Genomic DNA, 21,818 nt, shown 5'->3' with positions numbered 1-21,818 from the left:
ATCAAAACCGGAACACCATGGCGCCCATGCCGAAGCCCGCGGCCGTGCCAACCATCAATCCCAATTGGCCGCGCCGCAACAGTCGGCTTGTTACGGCCTCATGCAGTGCCGTAGGCAGGGAGGCGCTGACCTGGGTTGCCAGGATATCGACCATGGGCGGACCGTCTGGCCCCAGCCAGTTCCGTAGGAATTTGAGGCCCTGCCGGCTGGCTTGGTGCGGGATGACACAAGCGATGTCCCGTATCCCCACCCCTGCTTGGCTCAGCACGCGCTCGATGAAACCCGGCAGATGCGTCATGGCCAACCGCACCAGCCCAACGCCATCCATACGGAACAGATAGTCACGCAGCGATGGTGGCGGCAGGAGCGGATTGAAGCGTGAACCGCCAGCGCGGATTTCACACAGGTCACCCCCAATGGGATGGGTTTCGAGGGCAATCGCCAAAATGGCGGACGCGCCGTCGGATGGGGTAAGAATCGCTGCGGCGGCCCCGTCACCAAAAAGGGGCGCCGTCGTACGGTCAGTACGATCCAACCCCAGCCTTGCAAGATCAGTGGCGACAACGGCAGCGCCATGCGACTGACCGGTGGCAATGGCCATGGCCGCTCCCTCGACGGCTTGGAGGAAACCCAGGCACGAGGCATTGATGTCGTAGGCGGCGACTGGCCTTCCAAGAGACAGCCGCGCGGCTGTCAGTGCCGCTGTGGTTGGTATCGGCTGTTCGGACATAATGGACGCGACTATAAGCCGATCAACGGAATCTAGTCCTGTTGGAAGCCCATCGGTCGCCATTCCGATAGCTGCAGCCGCCATCATTGACGCCGTTTCCTCCACTCCCGCGCAGTACCGCCGGTTCACGCCACTTGCCCGCGCGGTTGTACCCCGCCGCAATCCCCACTCGATATCGAACGTTTCAGATGGCTCTACAGCTTGCGGCAGATAGATGCCCGTGGCGGCGATCGCAACATTAAGATAGTGCAAGAGCATGCCCCAGCAACAATTAAAACACAAATTGTCAATAATTAAACGCCACTGAGGTCAAATCACAAGAAATATAGGGCATTTCTAGTCCCGACCTTTCGCAATACCGCACGGACTACATCAAAATAGGCCATGCTTTTCCTTTATTTCGACCCGTCAATTATTCAAATTCCAGGCCATCCATTGGCCTCCTTGATTTGTTCCCCTCGGCCACCTCGGCAGTGCGATTGAAACAGGCGATGATCACCTCGTAATCTCGCGAGAGGTCGTAGCTTAGCCCTCTCTTCACCAAGTTGTTAGCGCTGAAACCCCGACCGAGATGACGACCTTGCACGGCCACACCTTCCAACGCAAATGATAGCCCATTTAAACCAAGATGATCGGGAGAAAGCCTGACACGGACTTCGATATCTTTCTGCCACAAAAAGTGGACAAAATCTGTAAATGTAGTCGCGCCGCGATCCAAGGCCTGCTTCACGGCCGCAGCGATCTCCAGGCGGTGGAGACGTCCCTTTTTTCGGGCTTTCTCAATGTCACCGCGATTGACCGTAGGTAATTGAAGCAAAGCGTTCTCAGGTTCCAATAAATGGGAAGACCGAACCCATCGTAGATCATACTTGCGCTCAATTTCCCGGACAAAACGCTCACCGCGCAAATAGTCCCAACCATCTGGGACGACTGAACCATCAGGATTGACCCTACTGGCGGCCACATGAATGTGGTCATCATCAGGGCCGTCGTGCCGGAAAATTGTAAATGCCTGGAAATTCATACCCATTGCCCAGTGACATCCAATCTCCGCCCACTCACCGTCAGTTAACCGACGCTCGCTCCATGCCATCGATTGATCAACACTGCCCCTTGGAACACTAAGGCTACAATGCGCAACGCTCTTGCCAAGGCTAAGCCGAAGTTGATTAAGCGCGTGATATTCGGCAGCCATTGCGCGAACATCAGTACTCACAATAGACCCACCGACAATAGCTACCCTGCCGCGCGGTCGGCCGGTATGATCAAACTCTCCCATCAGGTAATCCAGAAGGCCACGCATGCTGGTGCCCTTGGTGATTTTCTCAATCATCCAAGCCTCTTCCCGGGCCGCCGCCAAGTAGTGCAGTGCGGACCTCACACAGCAGTGATTGGTGCCCTGTCAGAAGTTGTTTTAGCCCTTCCCGGTCGAGGTCACCTGTCTCGCGGACTTGGTATCCTATCTGATTGAGGCTCATGGTCAGCCTAAGAAGAGCCTGATACATACGAATATTCTCAATGGGTGGGACTTCTCTCAGGTGCCGGGACATCGCCGCCCGCCGAATGAAGTCCCCGAGCGGAATTCCAGCCGCCGCAGCTCGGACCTGAACGATTAACCGTTCATCCGCTGAGAGCCAAACGGTGATCTTCTTACGCAGGGCATTGGGACTTTTTAGGGGGCGTGCCATGATCCTTCTCAGCCTTCCATCACTGTGCCGACCGTCGGGCCAGAGCGGGCCAACCAAACGATAGGGACGCGCGTCGCGTCCACGTCATCAGCATATGGGTGAGGTGGTGGAATGGCGGCCAAGAATTTTTTGATCATTTACCTATGTCCTGTGCCCGGCGGCTCCCGGTAGGTGGGGTGACCGCTAAACCCTGTACCTCCACCTCAACAACGGTGCGCCAAAGGCTGGCCGATTTGTGAAAGGGCACGCGCTTGGCCGCGGCGTACCACTACGAGCCTGCGGAAAACATGGCTCGCTAAAGGAGCTAAAGGAGCTAAAGGAGCTATGAGATGGCGGCCGTATCCCCGACCTTCGAAGTGCAATGCGAGCCATCCCAGCGTAGCGCCGACGGCTCATCGGATTGAGGCACGACCTGGCCAACCTGCAGCCGGGCGAGACGGTCCTGATCCATCGCGTGGCGTGGGCTCAGCCGCCGTGTAGTTGGCCGGGGCGGTCGGCGCCCCGAATCCTGACCACGATAGATGGCGCCATCGCTGGCGGGGTGCTTGCACTGGAAACCGACGTCACCATCGCCTACAAGACGGAGGATTTCGCCAGCGCCGTCGCCGGGACGATGGAGGGCTGGGATATGGAGGTCATCATCGGCGCACATACCTATAAGCGCAAAATCCAGTCCCTAAGCCATGGAGGCTGACTGGTGCAGGCGGGCCTCACAGGCGGAGCGGAGGGTGCCATCCTTCCCCTTGGTTCTGGTGCTGTACCGCCACCTGCGCATCATCGGCACGCCCATGAAATTCCACCCGCAGAAGGTAAAACATGCCACGTTCCACCGCTACGGCGGGGTGTGGCTAGCGACCTTCGGCGACGGCGCGGTGCGCCTGTTGATCAACAGCACCTGGCCGCCGAGATCTTGTTAATCGGCGTAATCAATTAACCCACCTGATTTCAATAGAATCAAACAGATACCGTGCCGATCTGCATCCAAACTGCATGCCGATTAGCACCGACACGACCTTGATATGGGACCAAGTCCCCCGGGGCAAGCCGGCCCAAGGCACGTCAGAGGGGCGGCCGGGTCAGCCCGCCACGCGGATGCGCTTGGCGATACCGGTGGTGCTTTGGTTGAGCATCTGCTCCTCCAGGGCCACGCGGCCGCCGTTGGCCTGGACCACGTCGGCGCCCACCACCTGGTCGATGGTGTAAGCGGCACCCTTGATCAGCACGTCCGGCATCACCTCGGTGATCAGCGCCAGGGGCCTGTCGTCCTCGAACAGGGCGACTGCATCGACCGAGCCGGAAGCCGCCAGCACGATGGCCCGCGACCGTTCATTCTGGATGGGCCGCTCCGGCCCCTTCATCCGTCAGGTCAAGGTCGGACGCAACGACCCGTGACCCTCCGGCTCAGGCAAGGAATACAAACGCTGCTGCGGTGCAAACTGAACCGTCAACCGCTAACTCGGTGAGGGACGCGCATCGCTTACAGTACGTGGTGGTCATGGCGCCATCCATAACGATGTCCAGCGGGACATCATCGCCTGGCATCCCGCCGATGCCGGGGAAAGCGGCATCCACACCACCAGTTCATTCACGGACGACTCCATCGGTGCGGGACACCGACTGCAAATCCGGCCGGCCAAGGAGCAAGTCCGACCTGCCCCTCGGCCGTGATCACCGTGCTGTACCGCCTGATCAGAAGCTCCAGCTGGCGCGCAGGACGCCGCCGTGGCTCTGGTAGTCGTGGCGGTACTCGCCGTTGTACTCCAGGCGCAGGCTGAAGGTTTCGCTCTGCTGCAGGGTGGCGCCCAGGTTGACGGCCAAGCCGTCGGTGTTGACCCGGCCGGTGGTGCTGGCGAAGGCCACGCCGGCCAGCACGCCCGTGGTCGGGATGGGCCCATCCTTGAAGTCGTGCACCCAGGCCACCCGCAGGTCCGGCGACAGCAGGCCGACGCCCGTGTTCCACTGCGTGTCCACCTTCAGCCCCAGCTCCTGGGTGACGGCATTGGTGCCGAGGACATCCACCTTCAGGTTGGCCGGACCCGCGTCGTGTTCCTGGTAGGCATGGTTCACCAGGCGCACGAAGCGCAGGCTGTACTGCGGCGTGAAGGTGAACGCCCCCTGCTGCGGCAGGTCATAGCCCACCGTCACCTTGCCCAGATACTGCTCCCCGCCATAGTTGGCATTGGCGCGGGCCCCCAGGAACTGGATGACGCGGCGCTGGTCGTAGTGGTTGTAGCCCCAGCCCACCTGGCCTTCGACTGACAGGCGCTGATCCGCCCAGTCGGGCCGCCAGACGCTGTAGGCCGTCAGCTGGTAGCTGCCCACCCGCGTCAGGCTGCCCGCCATGACGCCCTGGCCCACCGAGGCGCTGTTGATCCAGCTGAACGCCAGGCCCGCCATGACCTCGTCGCTGGCGAACCAGTCGGCACCCAGCACCAGGCCGCTGCTGCTGGCGCGGTAGCCCGCCGCCTCCGTCGTCGTGCCGCGCAGCACGCCGGCGCCCACGACCTCGCCCCAGATCACCCCCTCGCGACCGTTGGAGCCCGCGGCCATGCCCTTCTCGCTGCCGTCCATCAGGCTGGCCACCGTCTCCTGGTGCTGGCTGATGGCCGTCGTCGTCGGCGTCACCGAGGTCGCCGTCAGCTGCGGCGTCAGCTGGCTGGGCGACAGCTGCGCCACCGCCACCTGCTTGGCCGCCGGCGTCAGCGTCGCCAGCGGCGCCAGCACCTGCTGCGTGAACGCCGCCAGCTGCGGGTTGGTGGTGATGCTGTTGCCGGCCAAGGCGGCGATCTGATCCAGCGCGGCACCTGTCCCCACCGCCGCACCGCCCTGGGCGTTGCCCACCGCCGTGTAGTTGGTGGCCTTGCCCGCCACCTTCACCACCAGCTGGGTGGTGCTGCCCACCGTCACCAGGTCGCTGGTCACGGTGTAGCCCGTGGCCGTGAAGTCCACACCGCTGAGGCTCAGGCCATTGCCCGAGGCGATGGTGTAGGTGCCGGCCTGCAACGCCCCGGCCCCGCTGCCCACGCCCAGCAGCAGCACCGAGCCGCCGGTGAAGGCCGCGGCACCACTCACCGCCAGGTTGCCGTAGCTGCTCTGCGACGTCACGCCGATGGCCAGCGTGCCCGCCGACTGGCTGTAGCTGCCGGTGATGTTGATGGCGCTGTTCACCAGCAGGGTCGCCCCGCTGTTGAACACCGTGTGGCTGCCGACGGTGATGTGGTCGTTCAGCAGCTGCACGCCGCCGGTGAAGCGCACGTTGCTGCCGGTGTTGCTGATCGTGCCGATGGCGCCGTTGAACCCGGTCAGGGTGCCCGGGGCCGTGGCGCTGCCGCCGTTGATGATCAGGTCGCCGGTCGACAGGTTGGTGATGTTGCCGGCCAGCGCCCCGCTGTTGGCCAAGGTGCCCAAGGTACCGGTCGAGGCGATGTACAGCGCCGTGGGGCTGGCCACCGTGCCGGTGTTGTTAAGGGTATCCAGGCTGGCGCCGATATAGTCGTTGGCGGCCGCCGCCAGCAGGTTGCTGCCGCTGATCACGGCATTGGCACTGAGGCCGGTGATGCCGCTGGTGACCGTGGCCCCGGCGTAGTTGGAGCCCGTGCCACCCTGGATCAGGGTGACGCTGTCGCCCGCCAGGTAGTTGCCCACCGCGCTGACACCGGCATTGACCACGCCGCCCGCCACGGTGGCCGTACCGCTGACGGTCAGCACATGGCCGCCGGCGGCCAGCGTGCCGCTGCTCTGGCTGAAGTTGCCCGTGATACCGACGTTACTGGCCAGCGAGAGGCTGGCGCCGGCGTTGCTGACCGTGTGCGTCGCCACGTTGATGGCGTCGCCCAGGCTGACCGCACCGGACGCGAACACCACGTTGGCGCCCGTGTTGGTGATGGTGCCGCCGCTGAAGCGGCCCACCGCGCCGTTGCCGCCGCCGTTGATCGTCAGATCGTGGGTGCTGGTGTTGACCACATTGCCGCTGATGGTGCCGCTGTTGGCCAGGTTGCCCAGGGTGCCCGTGCCGGCGATGTACAGCGCCGTGGCGCCGCCGGCCGTGTTGGCCAGGGTACCCGTGACGTTCAGCGTGGCCAGGCTGGCGCCGATGTAGTCGTTGCCCGCCACGGCCAGCAGGTTGCCGCCGCTGACCGAGCCCTTGGCGTCCAGGCCCGTCAGGCCGCTGGTGACCACAGCCCCGGTGTAGGACGAGCCCGCCCCGCCCTGGATCATGGTGACGCTGTCGCCCACGAAGTAGTTGCCCACGCCGGAGACGCCGGCGCTGACCGTGCCGCCGCTGACCAGCGCCGGGCCGCTGACGCTCAGCACATGGCCGCCCACGTTCAGGCTGCCCGCGCTCTGGGCATAGGTGCCGTTGACGCCAACGTCCGTGGTCAGCGCGATGGCCGCCCCGATGTTGCTGACCGTGTGCGTGCCGCCCACGTCGATCGCGTCGCCCAGGCTGACGTTGCCCGAGGCGAAGACCACGTTGGCACCGGTGTTGCGGATGGTCCCGCCGGTGAACGCGCCCACCACGGTGCCGCTGCCGCCGGTGATGGTCAGGTCCCGCGCCGAGACGTTGGTGATGTTGCCGCTGACGACACCGCTGTTGGCCAGGGCGCCCAGGGTACCGGTCGAGGCGATGTACAGCGCCGTGGCGCCGCCGGCCGTATTGGCCAGGGTACCCGTGACGTTCAGCACGGCCAGGCTGGCGCCGATGTAGTCGTTGCCCGCCACGGCCAGCAGGTTGCTGCCGCTGGCAGCACCCGTGGCGTCCAGGCCCGTCAGGCCGCTGACCACCGTGGCGCCGGTGTAGGTCGAGCCATTGCCGCCCCGGATCAGGGTGACGCTGTCGCCCACCAGGTAGTTGGCCGTCCCGGTCATCCCGGCATCGACCACGCCGCCTGTCACCTGGGCGGCCCCGCTGACGCTCAAGCTGTGGCCCGCGACGGCCAGCGTGCCTGCCGTCTGGCTGTAGTTGCCCGTCACCGCCACGTCGCCAGCCAGCGTCAGGCTGGCGCCCGTGTTGGCTACCGTGTGCCCTGTCACGTCGATGGCATCGCCCAGGCTGACCGCACCCGACGCCAAGGTCAGGTTGCTCAGGCTGTTGCGGATGGTGCCGCCGCTGAAGCTGCCCACGGCACCATTGCTGCCGCCCACGATGACCAGGTCATTGGCGCTGGCGTTGACCACGTTGCCGATGAGGACACCGCTGTTGGCCAGCGTGCCCAGGCTGCCGGCGCTGGTGATCAGCACCGCCGTGGCGGCGTTGATCGTGCCGGTGTTGGTCAGCGTCCCCAGCGTGCCACTGACATAGTCGCTGAGCAGCGTCAGCAGCAGGTCGGTGGCGGCCCCGTTGGCGCCCGTGCCCAGCGTGGCGCTGAAGCCCGTGGCCGCGGCACTGAGGCCGCTGGTGGTCAAGGACCCGCCCACCTCGGCGATGGTGTAGCTCTGGCCGGCGATCAGGTTGCTGCCCGAGAGCGCCGTCACCGCCACCGTGCCGCCGGTGAAGGCGGCGTTGCCGCTGACCAGCAGCTCACCCGCCGTGCCGCTGCCGATGCCCATGGCCAAGGTGCCCGCCGATTGGCTGTAGTTGCCCGTCACGCTGATGGCGTTGGTCAGCAGCACGTTGGCGCCGCTGTTCACCAGCGTGCCCGTGCCGACGGTCACCTGGTCGTTCAGCACCAGGTTGCCCGACGCCAGTTCCACATTCGCCAGCGTGCTGGTGATGGTGCCGATGCCGCCGGTCCCCGTCAGGGTGCCGGTGACCGTGCCGGTGCCGCCCGTAAACACCAGGGCGTTGGCGCTGGTGTTCACGATGCTGCCCGCGATGGTGCCGCTGTTGGCGATGGTGCCGATGCTGCCCTGGTTGTACAGGGCGGTGACGCCGGCGATGGTGCCGCTGTTGCTGATGGCGCCGATGGTGCCGGCGATGCTGTTGTGCAGCCCCTGGCCAGAGACGGTGTCGGTGGCGCTGATGACGCCGCTGTTGTCGATGCTGGCGATGGTGCCGCTGTTGTACAGGCCGTAGGCGACGCTGCTGATGGTGCCGCCCTGGTTGATGACGGCGCCGATGGTGCCCTGGTTGTTCAGGCCGGCGGCATTCACCTCCGGCGCGTCCTTCAGGGTGCCGGTGTTTAGCACCGTGCCGATGCTGCCCTGGTTCCACAGGCCCACCCGGCCCGTGGCCGTGCCGCTGTTGTCCACCAGGCCGATGGTGCCCCGGTTGCGGATACCATAGAGCTCACCATCCAGCACGCCGCTGTTCACCAGCGTACCCAGGCTGCCCAGGGTGCCGATATAGGCCGCCGTGACCACACCGCTGATCGTGCCCGTGTTGTTCAGGCTGGCCAGCGTACCGCCGATGTAGTCGTTGGCTGCCGCCAGCACCAGGTCGATGTTGGACCCCAGGGTGGTGGTGTCCGCCGCCAGGCTCAAGCCGCTGATGCCCGACAGGACATCCACGCCGGTATAGCTGGACCCCGCCCCGCCCTGCACCAGGATCACGCCCGTGGACGCGCCCACGATGTAGTTGCCGACGCTGTCCAGGGTGGTGCTGACCACGCCGCCACCGATGCTGGCCACGCCACTGACCATCAGGGCGTTGCTGCCCAGCGCCAGGGTGCCACTGGCCTGGCTGTAGTTGCCTGTGATGCTGACCGTGGTGGCCAGGCTCACGGTGGCGCCGCTGTTCACCACCGTGTGGCTGCCAACATTGACGATGCTGTCGCCCAGCACCTGGGTGTTGCCCACGGTGCCGCCCGCGAACACCACGTTGCTGGCCATGTTGCTGATGCTGCCGCCTGTCAGCGTGCCGGCCAAGGTGCCGTTGCCCGCGATGACCAGGTCGCCGGCGGACAGGTTGACGATGTTGCCCTGGATGGTGCCGCTGTTGACGATGGTGCCCAGGGTGGCATTGGCGGCATTGTACAGCGCGGTCACGCCGCCGGCCGCCAGGCCGGTGTTCACCAGGGTGCCAATGCTGCCCTGGTTGTCGATGGCGGCGTTGGTGCCGGTCAGGATACCGCTGTTGGACAGGATGCCGACGCTGCCCGTGGCCGCCACATAGACCGCGTTGTTGGCGCTCAGCGTGCCCGTGTTGCTCAGCGTCCCCAGCGCCGCGCCGACATAGTCGTTCACGCCGACGACGTAGAGGTTGTTGCCGCCCACACTGCCGGTCAGTTCCAGCCCCGCCACGCCGCTGTCATAGCTCAGGCCGGTGTAACTGGAACCGGTGCCGCCGACCACCGCGGCCGGGAAGCCGCCCTGGCCCGCCAGCACGTTGAGCGTGCCCGGTGCGCCGGTGATGGCCAGGGTGCCGCCGGTCATGACCGCGGCGCCGCTGACCGACAGCGCGCCATTGCCGTAGGCCTCCACCAGGGTGCCGGAGGACTGGCTGAAGTTGCCCAGGACGGCGATGCCGTTGCCCAGCCGCAGCGACGCCCCGCTGTTGACCAGCGTGCCACTGCCAACGGTGACCTGGTCGTTCAGGAACAGGTTGCCGCCCCCCAGGACCACGTTGGCCAGCGTGCTGGTGATCGTGCCCTGGGTGCTGAGCGTGCCGGCCAGCGTGCCCGTCAGGCTGCCCACCACCGTGCCTGCGCCGCCGGTGACGGTCAGGGCATTGGTCGAGGCGTTGACGATGCCGCCCTGGATCACGCCGCTGTTGGCCAGCGTGCCCAGGCTGCCCGTACCGGCGATGTAGACCGCCGTGATGACGCCGCTGATCGTCCCGCTGTTGTCCACCAGGCCGAGGATGCCCTGGTTGTTGACGCCAAAGGCGGCACCGGCCAGCAGGCCGCTGTTGGCCAAGGTGCCCAAGCTACCCAGGGTGGCGATGTAGGCCGCCGTGACCACGCCGGTGATGGTGCCGCTGTTACCCAAGCTGCCCAGCGTGCCGCCGATGTAGTCGTTGGCCGCCGCGACCACCAGGTCGACGTTGGAGCCGATGGTGTCCACGCCGGCGGCGATGGTCAGGCCGCTGACGCCGGAGGTCAGGCTGACCCCGGTGTAGCTGGAGCCCGCCCCGCCCTGGATCAGGATGGCGCCGTTGCTGCCCCCCACCACGTAGTTCTGCGCCGCGTCCACGCTGGCGGTGATGACCCCGCCGCTCACATTGGCGACACCGCTGACGAACAGGTGGTTGGTCGACAGGGCCAGCGTGCCCGTGGCCTGGCTGTAGTTGCCGGTGATGCTGAGGTCGCCGCCCAAGGCCAGGCTGGCGCCGCTGTTCACCACCGTGTGGCTGCCGACGTTGAGGGCGTCATTGACCACCTGGGTGCCGCCGGCGAACACCACGTTGCTGGCAGTGTTGCTGATGCTGCCACCCGTCAGCGTGCCGCCACCGCCCGCGATGACCAGGTCGGTCGCCGACAGGTTGACGATGTTGCCGTTGATGATGCCAGCGTTGGCGATGGTGCCCAGCGTGGCACCGGCGCCGTTGTACAAGGCGTAGTTGCCGCCGGAGATGACACCCATGTTCAGCAGCGTGCCGATCACGCCGGTGTTGCGCACACCCGTGGCCGAGCCCGTGATGCTGCCCACCACGGCGGTGAGGCTGCCGGTGGGGAAGAGGGCGTTCGCCAGGCCCAGGACGGTGCCCGAGTTGTTGAGGCCGATGCTGCCGGTGATCGCGCCGGCGTTGACCAGGGTGCCGACCACGCCGGCATTGCTCAGGCCCGTGGCCGAGCCGTTGATGCTGCCGATGAACGTGGTCAGGCTGTCGGTGGCGAAGACGAAGTTCTGGATGAAGCCGATGGTGCCGGTGTTGTTGATGCCGATGCTGCCGGTGACCTGGTTGGCGTTGACCAGGCCGCCGATGCTGCCGGCGTTGGTGATGCCCGCGGTCACCCCGGTGATGGTTCCGGCGTTGCCCAGGCTGTACATCGAGCCCTGGTTGTCGACCGCCGCCCCGGTGGTGCCGACGATGGTGGCGTAGCTGACCAGTGTGCCGATGCTGCCGGCGTTGGTGATACCCACCGCGCCCTGCAGCAGACCCACTGTGCCATAGCTCGTCGTCGTGCCCGTGCCGGTCAGGGTGCCGATGGTGATGGTGCCGATGCTGCCCAGGTTGTTCAGGGCGGCATTGGCACCCAGCAGCGTGCCGGTGTTGGTGAGGCTGCCCAGCGTCCCCGTCGCCGACACGTAGACGGCGTTGTTGGCGCTGATCGTGCCGGTGTTGTTCAAGCTGCCCAGCACCGTGCCGATATAATCGTTCAGGCCGGCCAGGTACAGGCTGTTGCCGCCAACCGAACCCGTGACCTCCATGCCCGTCACGTCGGAGCTGTAGCTGAGACCGGTGTACCCAGAACCCACACCGCCGGTCACCAAGACGACCGTGCCGCCCACGCCCGCCAGCATGTTCAGCGTGCCGGGCACGCCGGTGACGGCGATGGTGCCGCCCGTCAGCACCGCCGCACCCGTGACCGACAGGCGGTTGCCATAGGCCATCATCAGCGCGCCCGCCGATTGGCCGTAGTTGCCGGTGACGTTGAGAAGGGTGTTGAGCACCACGGACGCGCCGCTGTTGACCAGGGTACCGGCGCCGACGTTGACGTCGTCGTTCAGCAGCAGGCCACCGGAGGCCAGCACCACGTTGGACAGGGTGTTGGTGATGAGCCCCTTGCCCGACTGGCCGGTGAAGGTGCCGACGGTGCCGCCCGCGCCGCCGGTGATGGTCAGCGCGTTGGCGCTGGCGTTGACGATGTCGCCCTGGATCACCCCGCTGTTGGCCAGGGCGCCCAGGCTGCCCGTGCTGGCGATGTACAGGGCCGTGGCGCCGCTGAGCGTGCCGGTGTTGTTGATGCTGCCCAGCACCGTGCCGACATAGTCGGTCGTCACCGCCATCAGCAGGTCCAGGTTGCCCCCAACCGTGGCGATGGACGACGTCGCCCCCAGGCCCGTCAGGCCGGCCGTGGCAATGGTGACGCCGGTGTAGCTGGACCCCGCCCCGCCCTGCACCAGGGTATAGGCGTTGCCCGCCAGGTAGTTGCTGGTGCCGGACAGGCTGACCTGCACCGCGCCGCCGGTGATGCTGGCGGTGCCGCTGACCGTCAGCTGGGCCGTACCGGGGTTGACCATCAGCGTGCCGGCATTCTGGCTGTAGTTGCCGGTGATGCTGATGTTGCCAGCCAGCGCCAGGCTGGCGCCGGTGTTGCGGACCGTGTTGGCGCCAACGTTGATCTGATCGTTCAGCGACAGCGCGCCGGAGCTGAACACCACGTTGGCCGAGGTGTTGGTGATGGTGCCGACGGTGCCGCCGGCCCCCGTGAACGTGCCAACCAGGCCGCCCGTGCCGCCGGCGATGTTCAGGTCGTTGCCGCTGTAGTTCTGGATGTTACCCCGGATCAGCCCGCTGTTGACCAGCGTGCCGATACGGCCGACCCCTGTCAGCAGCAGGGCGTTGCCCTGGCCGCTGATGGTGCCGCTGTTGACCAGGCTTCCGATGGTGCCGTTATTCAGGTAGATCGCCGAATAGCTGGCGATCAGCCCGCTGTTGGTCAGCGTATTGATCAGCCCGGCGTTGGCGATGCCGCTGGCCGCGTTCGTGTTCGTGGTCCGGATGGTGCCGCTGTTGTTCAGCGACACGATGGTGCCGTTGCTGAGGTTGTACAAGCCCGGCTGCGGCCCCATGATCAGGCCGGCGTTGACCAGGCTGAGGATGGTGCCGCCGCTGTTGAGCACGCCGCCGCCCAGGGTGCCGCCCGCCTGGATGGTGCCGCCGGCCTGGTTGATGACGGTGCCGATGGTGCCCTGGTTATAGAGGGCGTAGCCGCTGACGCTTCCCTGCGCGCTGATTAGCCCGCTGTTGGTCAGGCTGCCCAGGGTGCCCACCACCCGGACACCGGCCGCCGTGGACCCGCCGTTGCCCGCCAGGGTTCCGCTGTTGACCAGCGTCCCCAGGCTGCCGGTGCCGTAGGCCACGAACAGGGCCGTCGGCGCGGTGTTGATGGTGCCGGTGTTGGCCAGGGTGGGCAGGATGGTGCCAATGTAGTCGTTGACCGACACGGCCAGCAGGTTGTTGCCCGCGGTGGTGCCGTTCAGCACCAGCGGGAACAGACCCGACTGGACGCTGACGCCGATGTAGCTGGACCCGGCGCCGCCCGCCACCAGCGTGCCGCCCGCCTGGCCCGCCAGGTAGTTGACATTGGACTGCAGCGTGGTGGCGACCGTGCCCCCCGTCAGGACGGCGGCACCCGTGACCGACAGGCGGTTGCCGTAGCCCAGGTCCAGCCGGCCCGCCGACTGGCCATAATTACCGGTGACGTTGAGAAGGGTGTTGAGCGCCACGGACGCGCCGCTGTTGACCAGGGTGCCGGCGCCGACGTTGACGTCGTCGTTCAGCACCAGGCTACCGGAGGCCAGCACGACGTTGGACAGGGTGTTGGTGATGAGCCCCTTGCCCGACTGGCCGGTGAAGGTGCCCACGGTGCCGCCCGCGCCGCCGGCGATGGTCAGGTCGTGGCTGGACAGGTTGTTGACGGCACCGGCGATGGTGCCGGTGTTGCTGAGCGTGCCCAGGCTGCCCGTGCCGGCGATGACCACCGCCGTGCCCGCGCTCAGGCTGCCCGTGTTGGTCAACGTCGCCAGCGTGCCGCCGACATAGTCGTTGTTGTAGGCCAGCAGCAGGTTGACCAGCGTGCCCACCGTGCCCAGCCCCGCCGTGGCGCTGAGGCCGGCGGCGCCGGCCGCCACCACGGTCACGCCGGCGAAGCTTGAGATCGACAGGGCCGAGCCCAGCGTGGCGGAGTTGCCCGCCAGGTAGTTGCCGGTGCCGGCCAAGCTGGCCAGCACCGTGCCGCCGGTCATGGACGCGCGGCCGGTGATGCTCAACTGGCTGGTGCCCGGGGTGATCACCAGGGTGCCAGACGCCTGGGTGTAGTTGCCGGTGATGGTGGCGACAGTGCCCAGGGTGATGGCGCCACCGGCGTTGGTCACCGTGTTGGTGCCCACGTTGATGTTGTCATTCAGCCACAGGTTGCCCGACAGCACCACGTTGGTGCCCGTGCTGGTGATCGTGCCCCGGTTGGTCAGCGTGCTGCCGGTCAGTGTGCCGACTACCGTGCCCGTGCCGCCGCCGATGCTGAGGGCGACGGTGCCGGTATTGACGATGTTGCCCTGGATCACGCCGCTGTTGCTGATCGTGCCCACGCGGCCGTTCACGCCGATGGCCAGCGCCTGCGTGCCACTGAGGGTACCGCTGTTCAGCAGCGCCGTCAGGGCGGCATTGGCCACGATGGCCTTGTGCGTGGCCGTGATCGTGCCGCTGTTGCTGATGGTTCCGATGGCGGCGCTCATGTACACGCCGCTGGCGTTGGCCGCGATGGTGCCGTTGTTCACCAGCGTCTGGATCGTGCCCGCCGCCTGGAACAGGCCGTAGTTGTTGCCGATCAGCCCGTCGTTCAGCAGCGTGACGATGGTGCCGTCGTTGCGCAGGCCCTGCTGCGCGCTGGCGCTGTTGGACCGGATGGTGCCGCCAGCCGCGTTGTCCAGCAGCTGGATGGTGCCCGTGTTCTGCAGGCCGCCGTCGTGGCCGGTCATGAGGCCGTAGTTGACGACGGTGTTCAGGATGCTTTGGTTGAGCAGGCCGTAGCCCACCGTGCCGGCCAGGGCGGCGAAGGTGCCGCCCACTGTGTTGATCAGCGTGGCTATGGTGCCGCGGTTCAGCAGGCCATAGCCACCGTTGGCGCCGTCGCCGCTGACTAGGCCGCTGTTGGTCAGCGTGCCGATGGTGCCGGCGATGGAGGCGCCGTAGCCCGTGACGGCACCGACCCCGGCCAGGGTGCCGCTGTTGCTGACCGTGCCGATGCTGCCCGTGCTGCGCACGAACAGGGCCGTCTGCATGCCGCCGATGCTGCCGGTGTTGTCCAGCGTGGGCAGCAGCGTGCCGACATAGTCGTTGTTCACCGCCAGCACCAGATTGGTGCCGCTGGTGGTGCCGCCGAACGCCAGGCCGGTGAGCGACCCGGCGGAAACGCTGTAGCCGCTGTAGCTGGACCCGGCGCCGCCCTGGATCAGGGTGCTGGCGTTGCTGCCCGCCAGATAATTGGCGGTGGATGAGAAGGTGGCGCCGGAAACCACCGTGCCGCCGGTGATGACCGCCGCCCCGCTGACCAGCAGCGCGTTGGCCCCCACGTTCAGCGTCCCGCCCGTCTGGCCGTAGTTGCCGGTGACGCTGACGACAGTGTTCAGCAGCACCGAGGCGCCGCCGTTGACCAGCGTGCCGGCGCCGACATTGACCGCGTCGCCCAGGACCATGGCGCCCGAGGCCAGGGTCACGTTGGCCAGGGTGCTGGTGATGGTGCCGCCGGTGTAGGTGCCCGCCACCGTGCCGCCCGACAGGACCAGCCCGTTGGTCGACAGGTTGACCAGGTTGCCGCTGATGGTACCGGTGTTGATCACCTGGCCCAGCGTGCCGCCCGACGCCACCTCCACCGCGATGGAGCCGGCGATGGTGCCGCTGTTGACCAGGGTGCCCAGGCTGCCCGTGCCGGCCACATAGACCGCGCCCGTGCTGGCGCCGCTGTAGCTCAGCGCGCCGCTGTTGACGATGGAACCCAGCGAGGCGCCGACATAGTCGTTGCCGACCACGGCCAGGAGGTCGTTGCCCGACACGCTGCCGGTCAGGCCCAGGCCGGTGATGCCGCCGCCCGCCACCACCGTGGTGTTGTAGGACGAGCCGGCGCCGCCCTGCACCAGGGTGACGTTGCTGCCACCCGCCAGGTAGTTGCCGGTGGCGTTGAAGCCGCTGGAGGTGACCGTGCCTGCGGTGACGGTGGCCGCACCCGTCACCGACAGCAGCGCGCCGCTGCCCAGCACCAGGGTACCGGTGGCGCCCTGCGCGTAATTGCCCGTGACGATGACGCTGTTGGACAGGCGCAGCGAGGCGCCGCTGTTGACCACCGTGCGGCCGGTGGCGGTGATGTCGTCGTTCAGCAGCAGGTTGCCGCTGTTGAACACCAGGTCGGCGCCGGTGCTGGTGATCCGGCCCTTGTCGGCGCCGCCGACGCTGCCGCTGACCCCCGTCAGCACGCCCACCACCGTGCCAGCACCACCGCCGATGGTCAGGGCGGTGGAAGCGCCGTTCAGGATGGAACCGGCGATGGTGCCGCTGTTGGTGAAGGTGCCGATGGTGCCGCTGCTGCCCAGGCGCAGCGCGGTCGGGCCCTGAATCGTCCCGCTGTTGGAGAGATTGCCGATGGTGCCTTCGTTGAACAGGGCGGAACGGGAGGCGGACGTGATGACGCCGGCGTTGGTCAGTTGGGTGATGTTGCCGCCGGTGTAGTTGTCCAGGCCGTTGATGACCCCACCCACGGAGTTGGACAGCGTGCCGATCACCCCGGCGTTGAACAGGCCCGCCAGGCGGGAGCCGCTGAAGTCGGTGATGCTGCCGGCGGCGGTGATGGTGCTGGCATTGGACAGGACGCCGATCGTGCCGCTCGACAGGTTGGCGATGCCGGCCACCACGTTGAAGCCGGTGACAGTGTTGCGGCCGGTGACGGTGACCAGGCCGCTGTTGGTCAGGGTGCCGATGGTGCCGCCGTTGCTCACGCCAGCGATGATGTTGCTGGTGCCGCTGACGATGGTGCCGCTGGCACCGATGGTGCCGCCCGTGGCGTTGGTCAGGGTGCCCAGGGTGCCGTAGTTCAGCACGCCGTCCGCGATGCGCGCGGCCGTGGCCATGATGAGGCCGCTGTTGGTCAGGGTGTTGAGCGTGCCGTAGTTGGCGATGCCCACCGCGGTGGTCGACCCGCTGGTGACGGAGCCGGCAACCAGCCCGGCGTTCAGGATGGTGCCGAGCAGATTGCTGTTGGCGATGCCAAAGGCGCCGGCGATGGTGCCGGCCGCCTGGTTGTTCACCAGGGTGATGGTGTTGCCGTTGTAGATGCCCGAGTTGGGCAGGCTGTCCAGGATCTGGCCGCTGTTGTCGATGGTGCCGATGACGCCGTTGTAGTTGGCGACACCCACGCGGCCGGCGATGGTGCCGGTGTTGACCAGCGTGCCGATGGACGCGCCCAGCGTGCCCGACGACCCCATGAAGATGCCGTTGCCGAGGTTGGCCTCGCCGTTCAGCACGCCCGTGTTGGTCAGGGTGCCGATGGTGGCCGTCCCCGCCACATAGAGCGCGGCGCTGGCCTGGCTGTTGGTGCCCAGCACGATGGTGCCGGCCTGGGTGAACGCCGCGGTGGACGTGCCGAAGTAGTCGTTCTCGACCACGGCCTGCAGGTTGTTGCCTACCTGGGTGCCGATGACGCCCAGGCCACCCACGTTGGACTGCACCACCGGCACGCTCTGGCTGCTGACCAGGGTGTAGGTGGAGGAGGCACCCGCCTGCACCAAGGTGGCGGTCTCTCCCGCCACATGGTTGGTCAGGCTGTCGAAGCTGCCGACCTTGACGTAGCCGTCGGTGATGATGGCAGACCCAGTGACCACCAGGGGGGCGTTCGGGCCCAGGACCAGGGTGCCGGTGGCGTTGTTCTGCAGGTAGTTGCCCGTGACCGTCACGCCCGGCGCCACGCCCAGCGTGCCGCCGGTGTTGTACAGCAGGCCGCTGCCGACATTGACTTGGTCGGCCAGGTAGACCTGGCCGCCCGAGACTACCACGTTGCCGCCCGTGCTGGTGATCGTGCCCAGCGTGCCGCCGGCACCGGCGAAGGTGCCCCAGGTGGCACTGCCGCCCCGCAGGTTGAGATCGGCCGACCCGTTGTTGGCGATGTTGCCTTGGATGGTCCCGCTGTTGGACAGGGTGCCCAGGACACCGGAACCGGCGATGTAGATCAGCGTCGCCACCCCGGCCGGCGTGGCCAGCACGGTGCCGCTGCCGATGGAGATGCTGGCCAGGCTGTCGCCGACATAGTCGTTCAGCACGGTGCCCCACAGGCTGGTGCCCTGGGTGTAGCCGCCCAGGGTCAGGCCGGTGATGCCGCTGTCGTAGGTGATGCTGGTGTAGCTGGAGCCCGCCCCGCCCGCGATGATGGGCGTGGCCCCCGCCGGACCCTGCAGATAGTGATAGGCACCGGTGGCGCCCACGACCGTGTAGTTGACGCCGCTGACCACGGCCGCCCCGCTGACGATCAGTTCACCGCCGCTGATGGCCGAAAGCTCCGCCAGCGTGCCGCCCGTCTGGCTGTAGTTGCCGGTGATGTTGATGCCATGGTTCAGCCGAACCGTGGCCCCGTCCGCCACCACCGTATGCGTGGTCCCGCCTACATTGACGGTGTCGTCCAGCAGGATACTGCCCGCCAGCGTCACGTTGCTAGCCGTGTTAAAAATGCTGCCCGGCAGTGTGCCGGTGAGGCCGGTGAAGGTGCCGAAGGTGCCGGCGCTGCCGCCCAGCAGGGTCAGGTCGTTGGTGCTGAGGTTGACGATGTTGCCCTGGATGACACCGGTATTGGACACGGCGCCCAGCGTCCCGGTGGCCGCCACATAGACCGCCGACGTGGACGTCAAAGTGCCGGTGTTGGTGATGGTGCCGTAGGTGGTCGCGACATAGTAGTTCTGCACCTGCGCCAGCAGGCTGTTGCCGCTGATGCTGGACGCGGCGTTGATGCCGGTGCCGGACGCGCGGACCACGCCGGTCAAGGTCCCATAAGCGAGGGAAATGCCGCCGTCGGCGGTGATCAGGGTGATACCCTCACCCGGGGTATGGTTGACGGCAGTGTCGAAGCTGCCCAGCACCGTGCCGGCGATGCTGGCCACGCCCGTAATGGACAACCGCGCGGTGCCCAGTGACAGGGTGCCCAAGGTCGAGGTCTGGGCGAAGGCGCCGCTGATGGTGGCGACGCTCTGAGTGCTGAAGCTGATGTTGGCGCTGTTGTTGTAGACCGTGCCGCCGGTGTAAACGATGTCGTTCAGCAGGATGTTGCTGCGCGTCGTGCCAGCGCCGAACACCACGTTGCCGTTGCTGATGATGGCGCCCACCGTCCCGGTCAGGCCGGTGAAGGTGCCAACCGTCGTACCGCTGCCGCCCGCCAGGGTCAGGTCGCGCGTTGATTGGTTGAAGATGTTGCCCAGCACGGTGCCGCTGTTCACCACCGTGCCGATGCTGCCATAGGCGCCGACACGAATGGCGGTCCGCGCGCTGATGGTGCCGCTGTTCAGCACGGTGCCGATCGTGCCGGAAAGGGTGCTGCCGGAGATGACGGTGCCGTCGGCCAAGATGGCGGCTACGGTGCCGCTGCTGGAAGCGCTGGCGTTCTGGATCAGGCCGCTGTTGCTGAGGGTGTTGAGCGTGCCGACGGCCTGCGCACTGCTGGCGCCAACGTAGACGGCGCCATAGTTGGTGGACTGGTTCCGAACCGTGCCGCTGTTGTTGAACTGGGTGACCGTGCCGGTGTCCCAGAGGCCTACGCCGGTGCTGCTGTTCGAGATGAGGCCGGCATTGGTGATGGTGCCGATGACACCGCCGGGGGCGTTGATGGCGGCAAACGAATTGGCCGACGTGATGGTGCCCGTGGCACTGTTGGTGATGGTGCCGATGCTGGCGCCAATGGAAGCGTAGATGCCGCCGGCGCCGCCGGCCACACCACTGATCAGGCCGCTGTTGACCACCTGGCCGAGGGTGCCACCGGTCGCCACCCGGACACCGTAGAATCCAGAAACGGTTCCCGCCGCGGCATTGGTCAGGGTGCCCAGGCTGCCGCCCACATAGACGGCCGAGATCGAGCCCGAAGGCGCCAAGGTGCCGGTATTGCCGATGGAGGCGAGGGTGCCGCCAACATAGTCGTTGCCAATGGACAGGATCAGGTTGTTGCCGCTGACGGCGCCGCTGGCGGAGACCAAGGTGGGCGCCAGCCCGGTCGTGCTCACGACGACGGAGCTGTAGTTCGAGCCTGTCCCGCCCGCGACCAGGGTGGTCACGCTGCCGGTGGCCAGGTAGTTGTTACTGGCCGACAGGCTGGTGAGGACGGTGCCGGCCACGGTGGCGGAGTTGGACACCGCCAGCTTGCCATTGCCCTGCAGCACAAGGGTGCCGGCCGACTGATTGTAGTTGCCAGTGACGCTTACCAAGGTGTTGAGCGTCACGGCGGCGCCCAGGTTGCTCAGCGTGTGGCCGGTGATGGTGACACGATCGTTCAGCAGGATGTTGCCGGTCGACAGCACCAAGTTGCTGAGGTTGTTGATGATGGTGCCGAGGTTGCCGACGGTGTAACCGGTCAGGGTGCCGACGACGCTGCCGCTGCCGCCCGCGATGGTCAGGTTGTTGGACGTCCGGTTCCAGATATTGCCGGCGAGGGTGCCACTGTTGGCGATCAGGCCGATGGAGCCGGGGCCGCCGTCGATCGTGTGGATGAACAGGACATTTTCCGCGCCCCGGATAAGCCCGGTGTTGGTCAGCGTGCCAATCTTGCCGCCGTTATAGATGGCGGCCGCCGTATTATTTGTCGTGTTGGAAGACGAAAGCGTTCCAGTATTGATGAAATTGGTGATCGTGGAGGTGTTGTTATTGGATACCGCCAGCACGCCGGCCAAAATGGTGGCGTTGTTGATCAACGTGCCCATAAGGCTCTGGTTATTGATACCAGAGTAACCGGCATTGATGGTGCCGCTGTTGATCAGCGTGCCGACGGGGGCGGAGATGGACAGCACCGTCGAACCGGAGCGCACCACCCCGCTGGCGATGGAAACCAGGGTCGAGGTGATGGAAACCTTGATCTGGGAGCTGCCGCTGGTTGAGACGATCGTATCGGCCCGGGCAGGTCGCGCCGTCGCCAGCGAGACACCGATGGCCAGCGCGGAAGCCCCTAACAGGAAAGCGTGCTGGATCTTCTTATTGCCGTCCGCGCGCGTGACCATTCGCTTCGTCATAATGCCAGCTCCCAACCATCGGCTTGCGCTGCGCGGGGCATGGACACGAAAAGCGAACGGCTCCGGCTCAGATAAGCCGGAGCGAACAATTCCGTGCTTTGATATCCCAACCCTTACAGCGCCCCGGAGATTCACCAGATAACTGCTCCGCCCCCCAATTGGGCAGGAACGAGATAATCTTCTGATATAGGCCCTGGTAGGCTGTCAATGTAATCTTGTGGATTTACAACTATTGTGAATTCCCAATTAGACTTTTGTCAGAACTTGTCACCAATATGCGTGATGTAATCATGTCATTTTTAGTCACAACCTCAGAGTTCCGCGAAGCGTTGACTCGATTCTCGCTGACATGAACTGATGGTGTGGATGCCACTTTCAATGGCCGCGACGACGACGGCTTCCGCTTCGGTCAGAGCGTCCCGTCCTGAGGTCATGAGCCGGGCGATGGTTCGGGCCGATGGCGTGCGGCTTAGGGCCTCGGCCCCAATCTGATCAACCTGGCACCAGCGGTTGGCCACTCGGCGACAAACCGCAGCAGCGTGTCCTTGCTCACGGGGCATCATCAATCGTTGCGCAGGGTCGCCGCAGGTGGCCCGCCCGGGGCCAAA

Annotated in this window: 7 protein-coding genes; 2 read left to right on the top strand and 5 right to left on the bottom strand. The window is 66.2% G+C overall.

All coding sequences use genetic code 11. From position 1 onward, the window contains the following. Position 1: 1 nt before the first annotated feature. The 3 genes from Y958_RS32655 to Y958_RS33135 form a co-directional block, all read right to left on the bottom strand. The gene (locus Y958_RS32655) at positions 2–601 is read right to left on the bottom strand and encodes a 3-oxoacyl-[acyl-carrier-protein] synthase III C-terminal domain-containing protein (protein ID WP_244909747.1); all 600 of its coding nucleotides are present in this window, start codon (positions 599–601) and stop codon (positions 2–4) included. A 541-nt stretch (positions 602–1,142) separates the two neighbouring features. Then, positions 1,143–2,063: a relaxase/mobilization nuclease domain-containing protein gene (locus Y958_RS29155; protein WP_088875436.1), complete on the bottom strand. Its 921-nt coding sequence runs from the start codon at positions 2,061–2,063 to the stop codon at positions 1,143–1,145. Next, on the bottom strand, positions 2,056–2,418 hold the full coding sequence (locus Y958_RS33135) for a plasmid mobilization protein (RefSeq protein ID WP_425600700.1): 363 nt from the start codon (positions 2,416–2,418) through the stop codon (positions 2,056–2,058). The genes Y958_RS29155 and Y958_RS33135 overlap by 8 nt, the downstream gene beginning before the upstream one ends. A gap of 400 nt (positions 2,419–2,818) precedes the next feature. On the opposite strand from Y958_RS33135, the gene Y958_RS29150 reads away from it, so the two are divergent. Then, positions 2,819–3,112: an MDR/zinc-dependent alcohol dehydrogenase-like family protein gene (locus Y958_RS29150; protein WP_088875435.1), complete on the top strand. Its 294-nt coding sequence runs from the start codon at positions 2,819–2,821 to the stop codon at positions 3,110–3,112. Between the two features lie 34 nt (positions 3,113–3,146). Next, positions 3,147–3,335, top strand: a complete 189-nt coding sequence (locus Y958_RS31705) for a hypothetical protein (protein ID WP_145727912.1) — start codon at positions 3,147–3,149, stop codon at positions 3,333–3,335. A gap of 159 nt (positions 3,336–3,494) precedes the next feature. Here Y958_RS31705 and Y958_RS29145 read toward each other — a convergent pair whose 3' ends face one another. Both Y958_RS29145 and Y958_RS29140 read right to left on the bottom strand, forming a co-directional pair. Continuing rightward, positions 3,495–3,776, bottom strand: a complete 282-nt coding sequence (locus Y958_RS29145; RefSeq protein ID WP_088875434.1) for a hypothetical protein — start codon at positions 3,774–3,776, stop codon at positions 3,495–3,497. 331 nt (positions 3,777–4,107) lie between these two features. Continuing rightward, complete coding sequence (locus tag Y958_RS29140; protein WP_145727913.1) at positions 4,108–21,210, bottom strand: hypothetical protein; 17,103 nt, start codon at positions 21,208–21,210, stop codon at positions 4,108–4,110. Positions 21,211–21,818: the final 608 nt, after the last annotated feature.

Source organism: Nitrospirillum viridazoti CBAmc, from assembly GCF_000730165.1.
Taxonomy (GTDB): Bacteria; Pseudomonadota; Alphaproteobacteria; order Azospirillales; family Azospirillaceae; genus Nitrospirillum; species Nitrospirillum viridazoti.
This window is presented reverse-complemented; position numbering and strand designations above follow the sequence as displayed.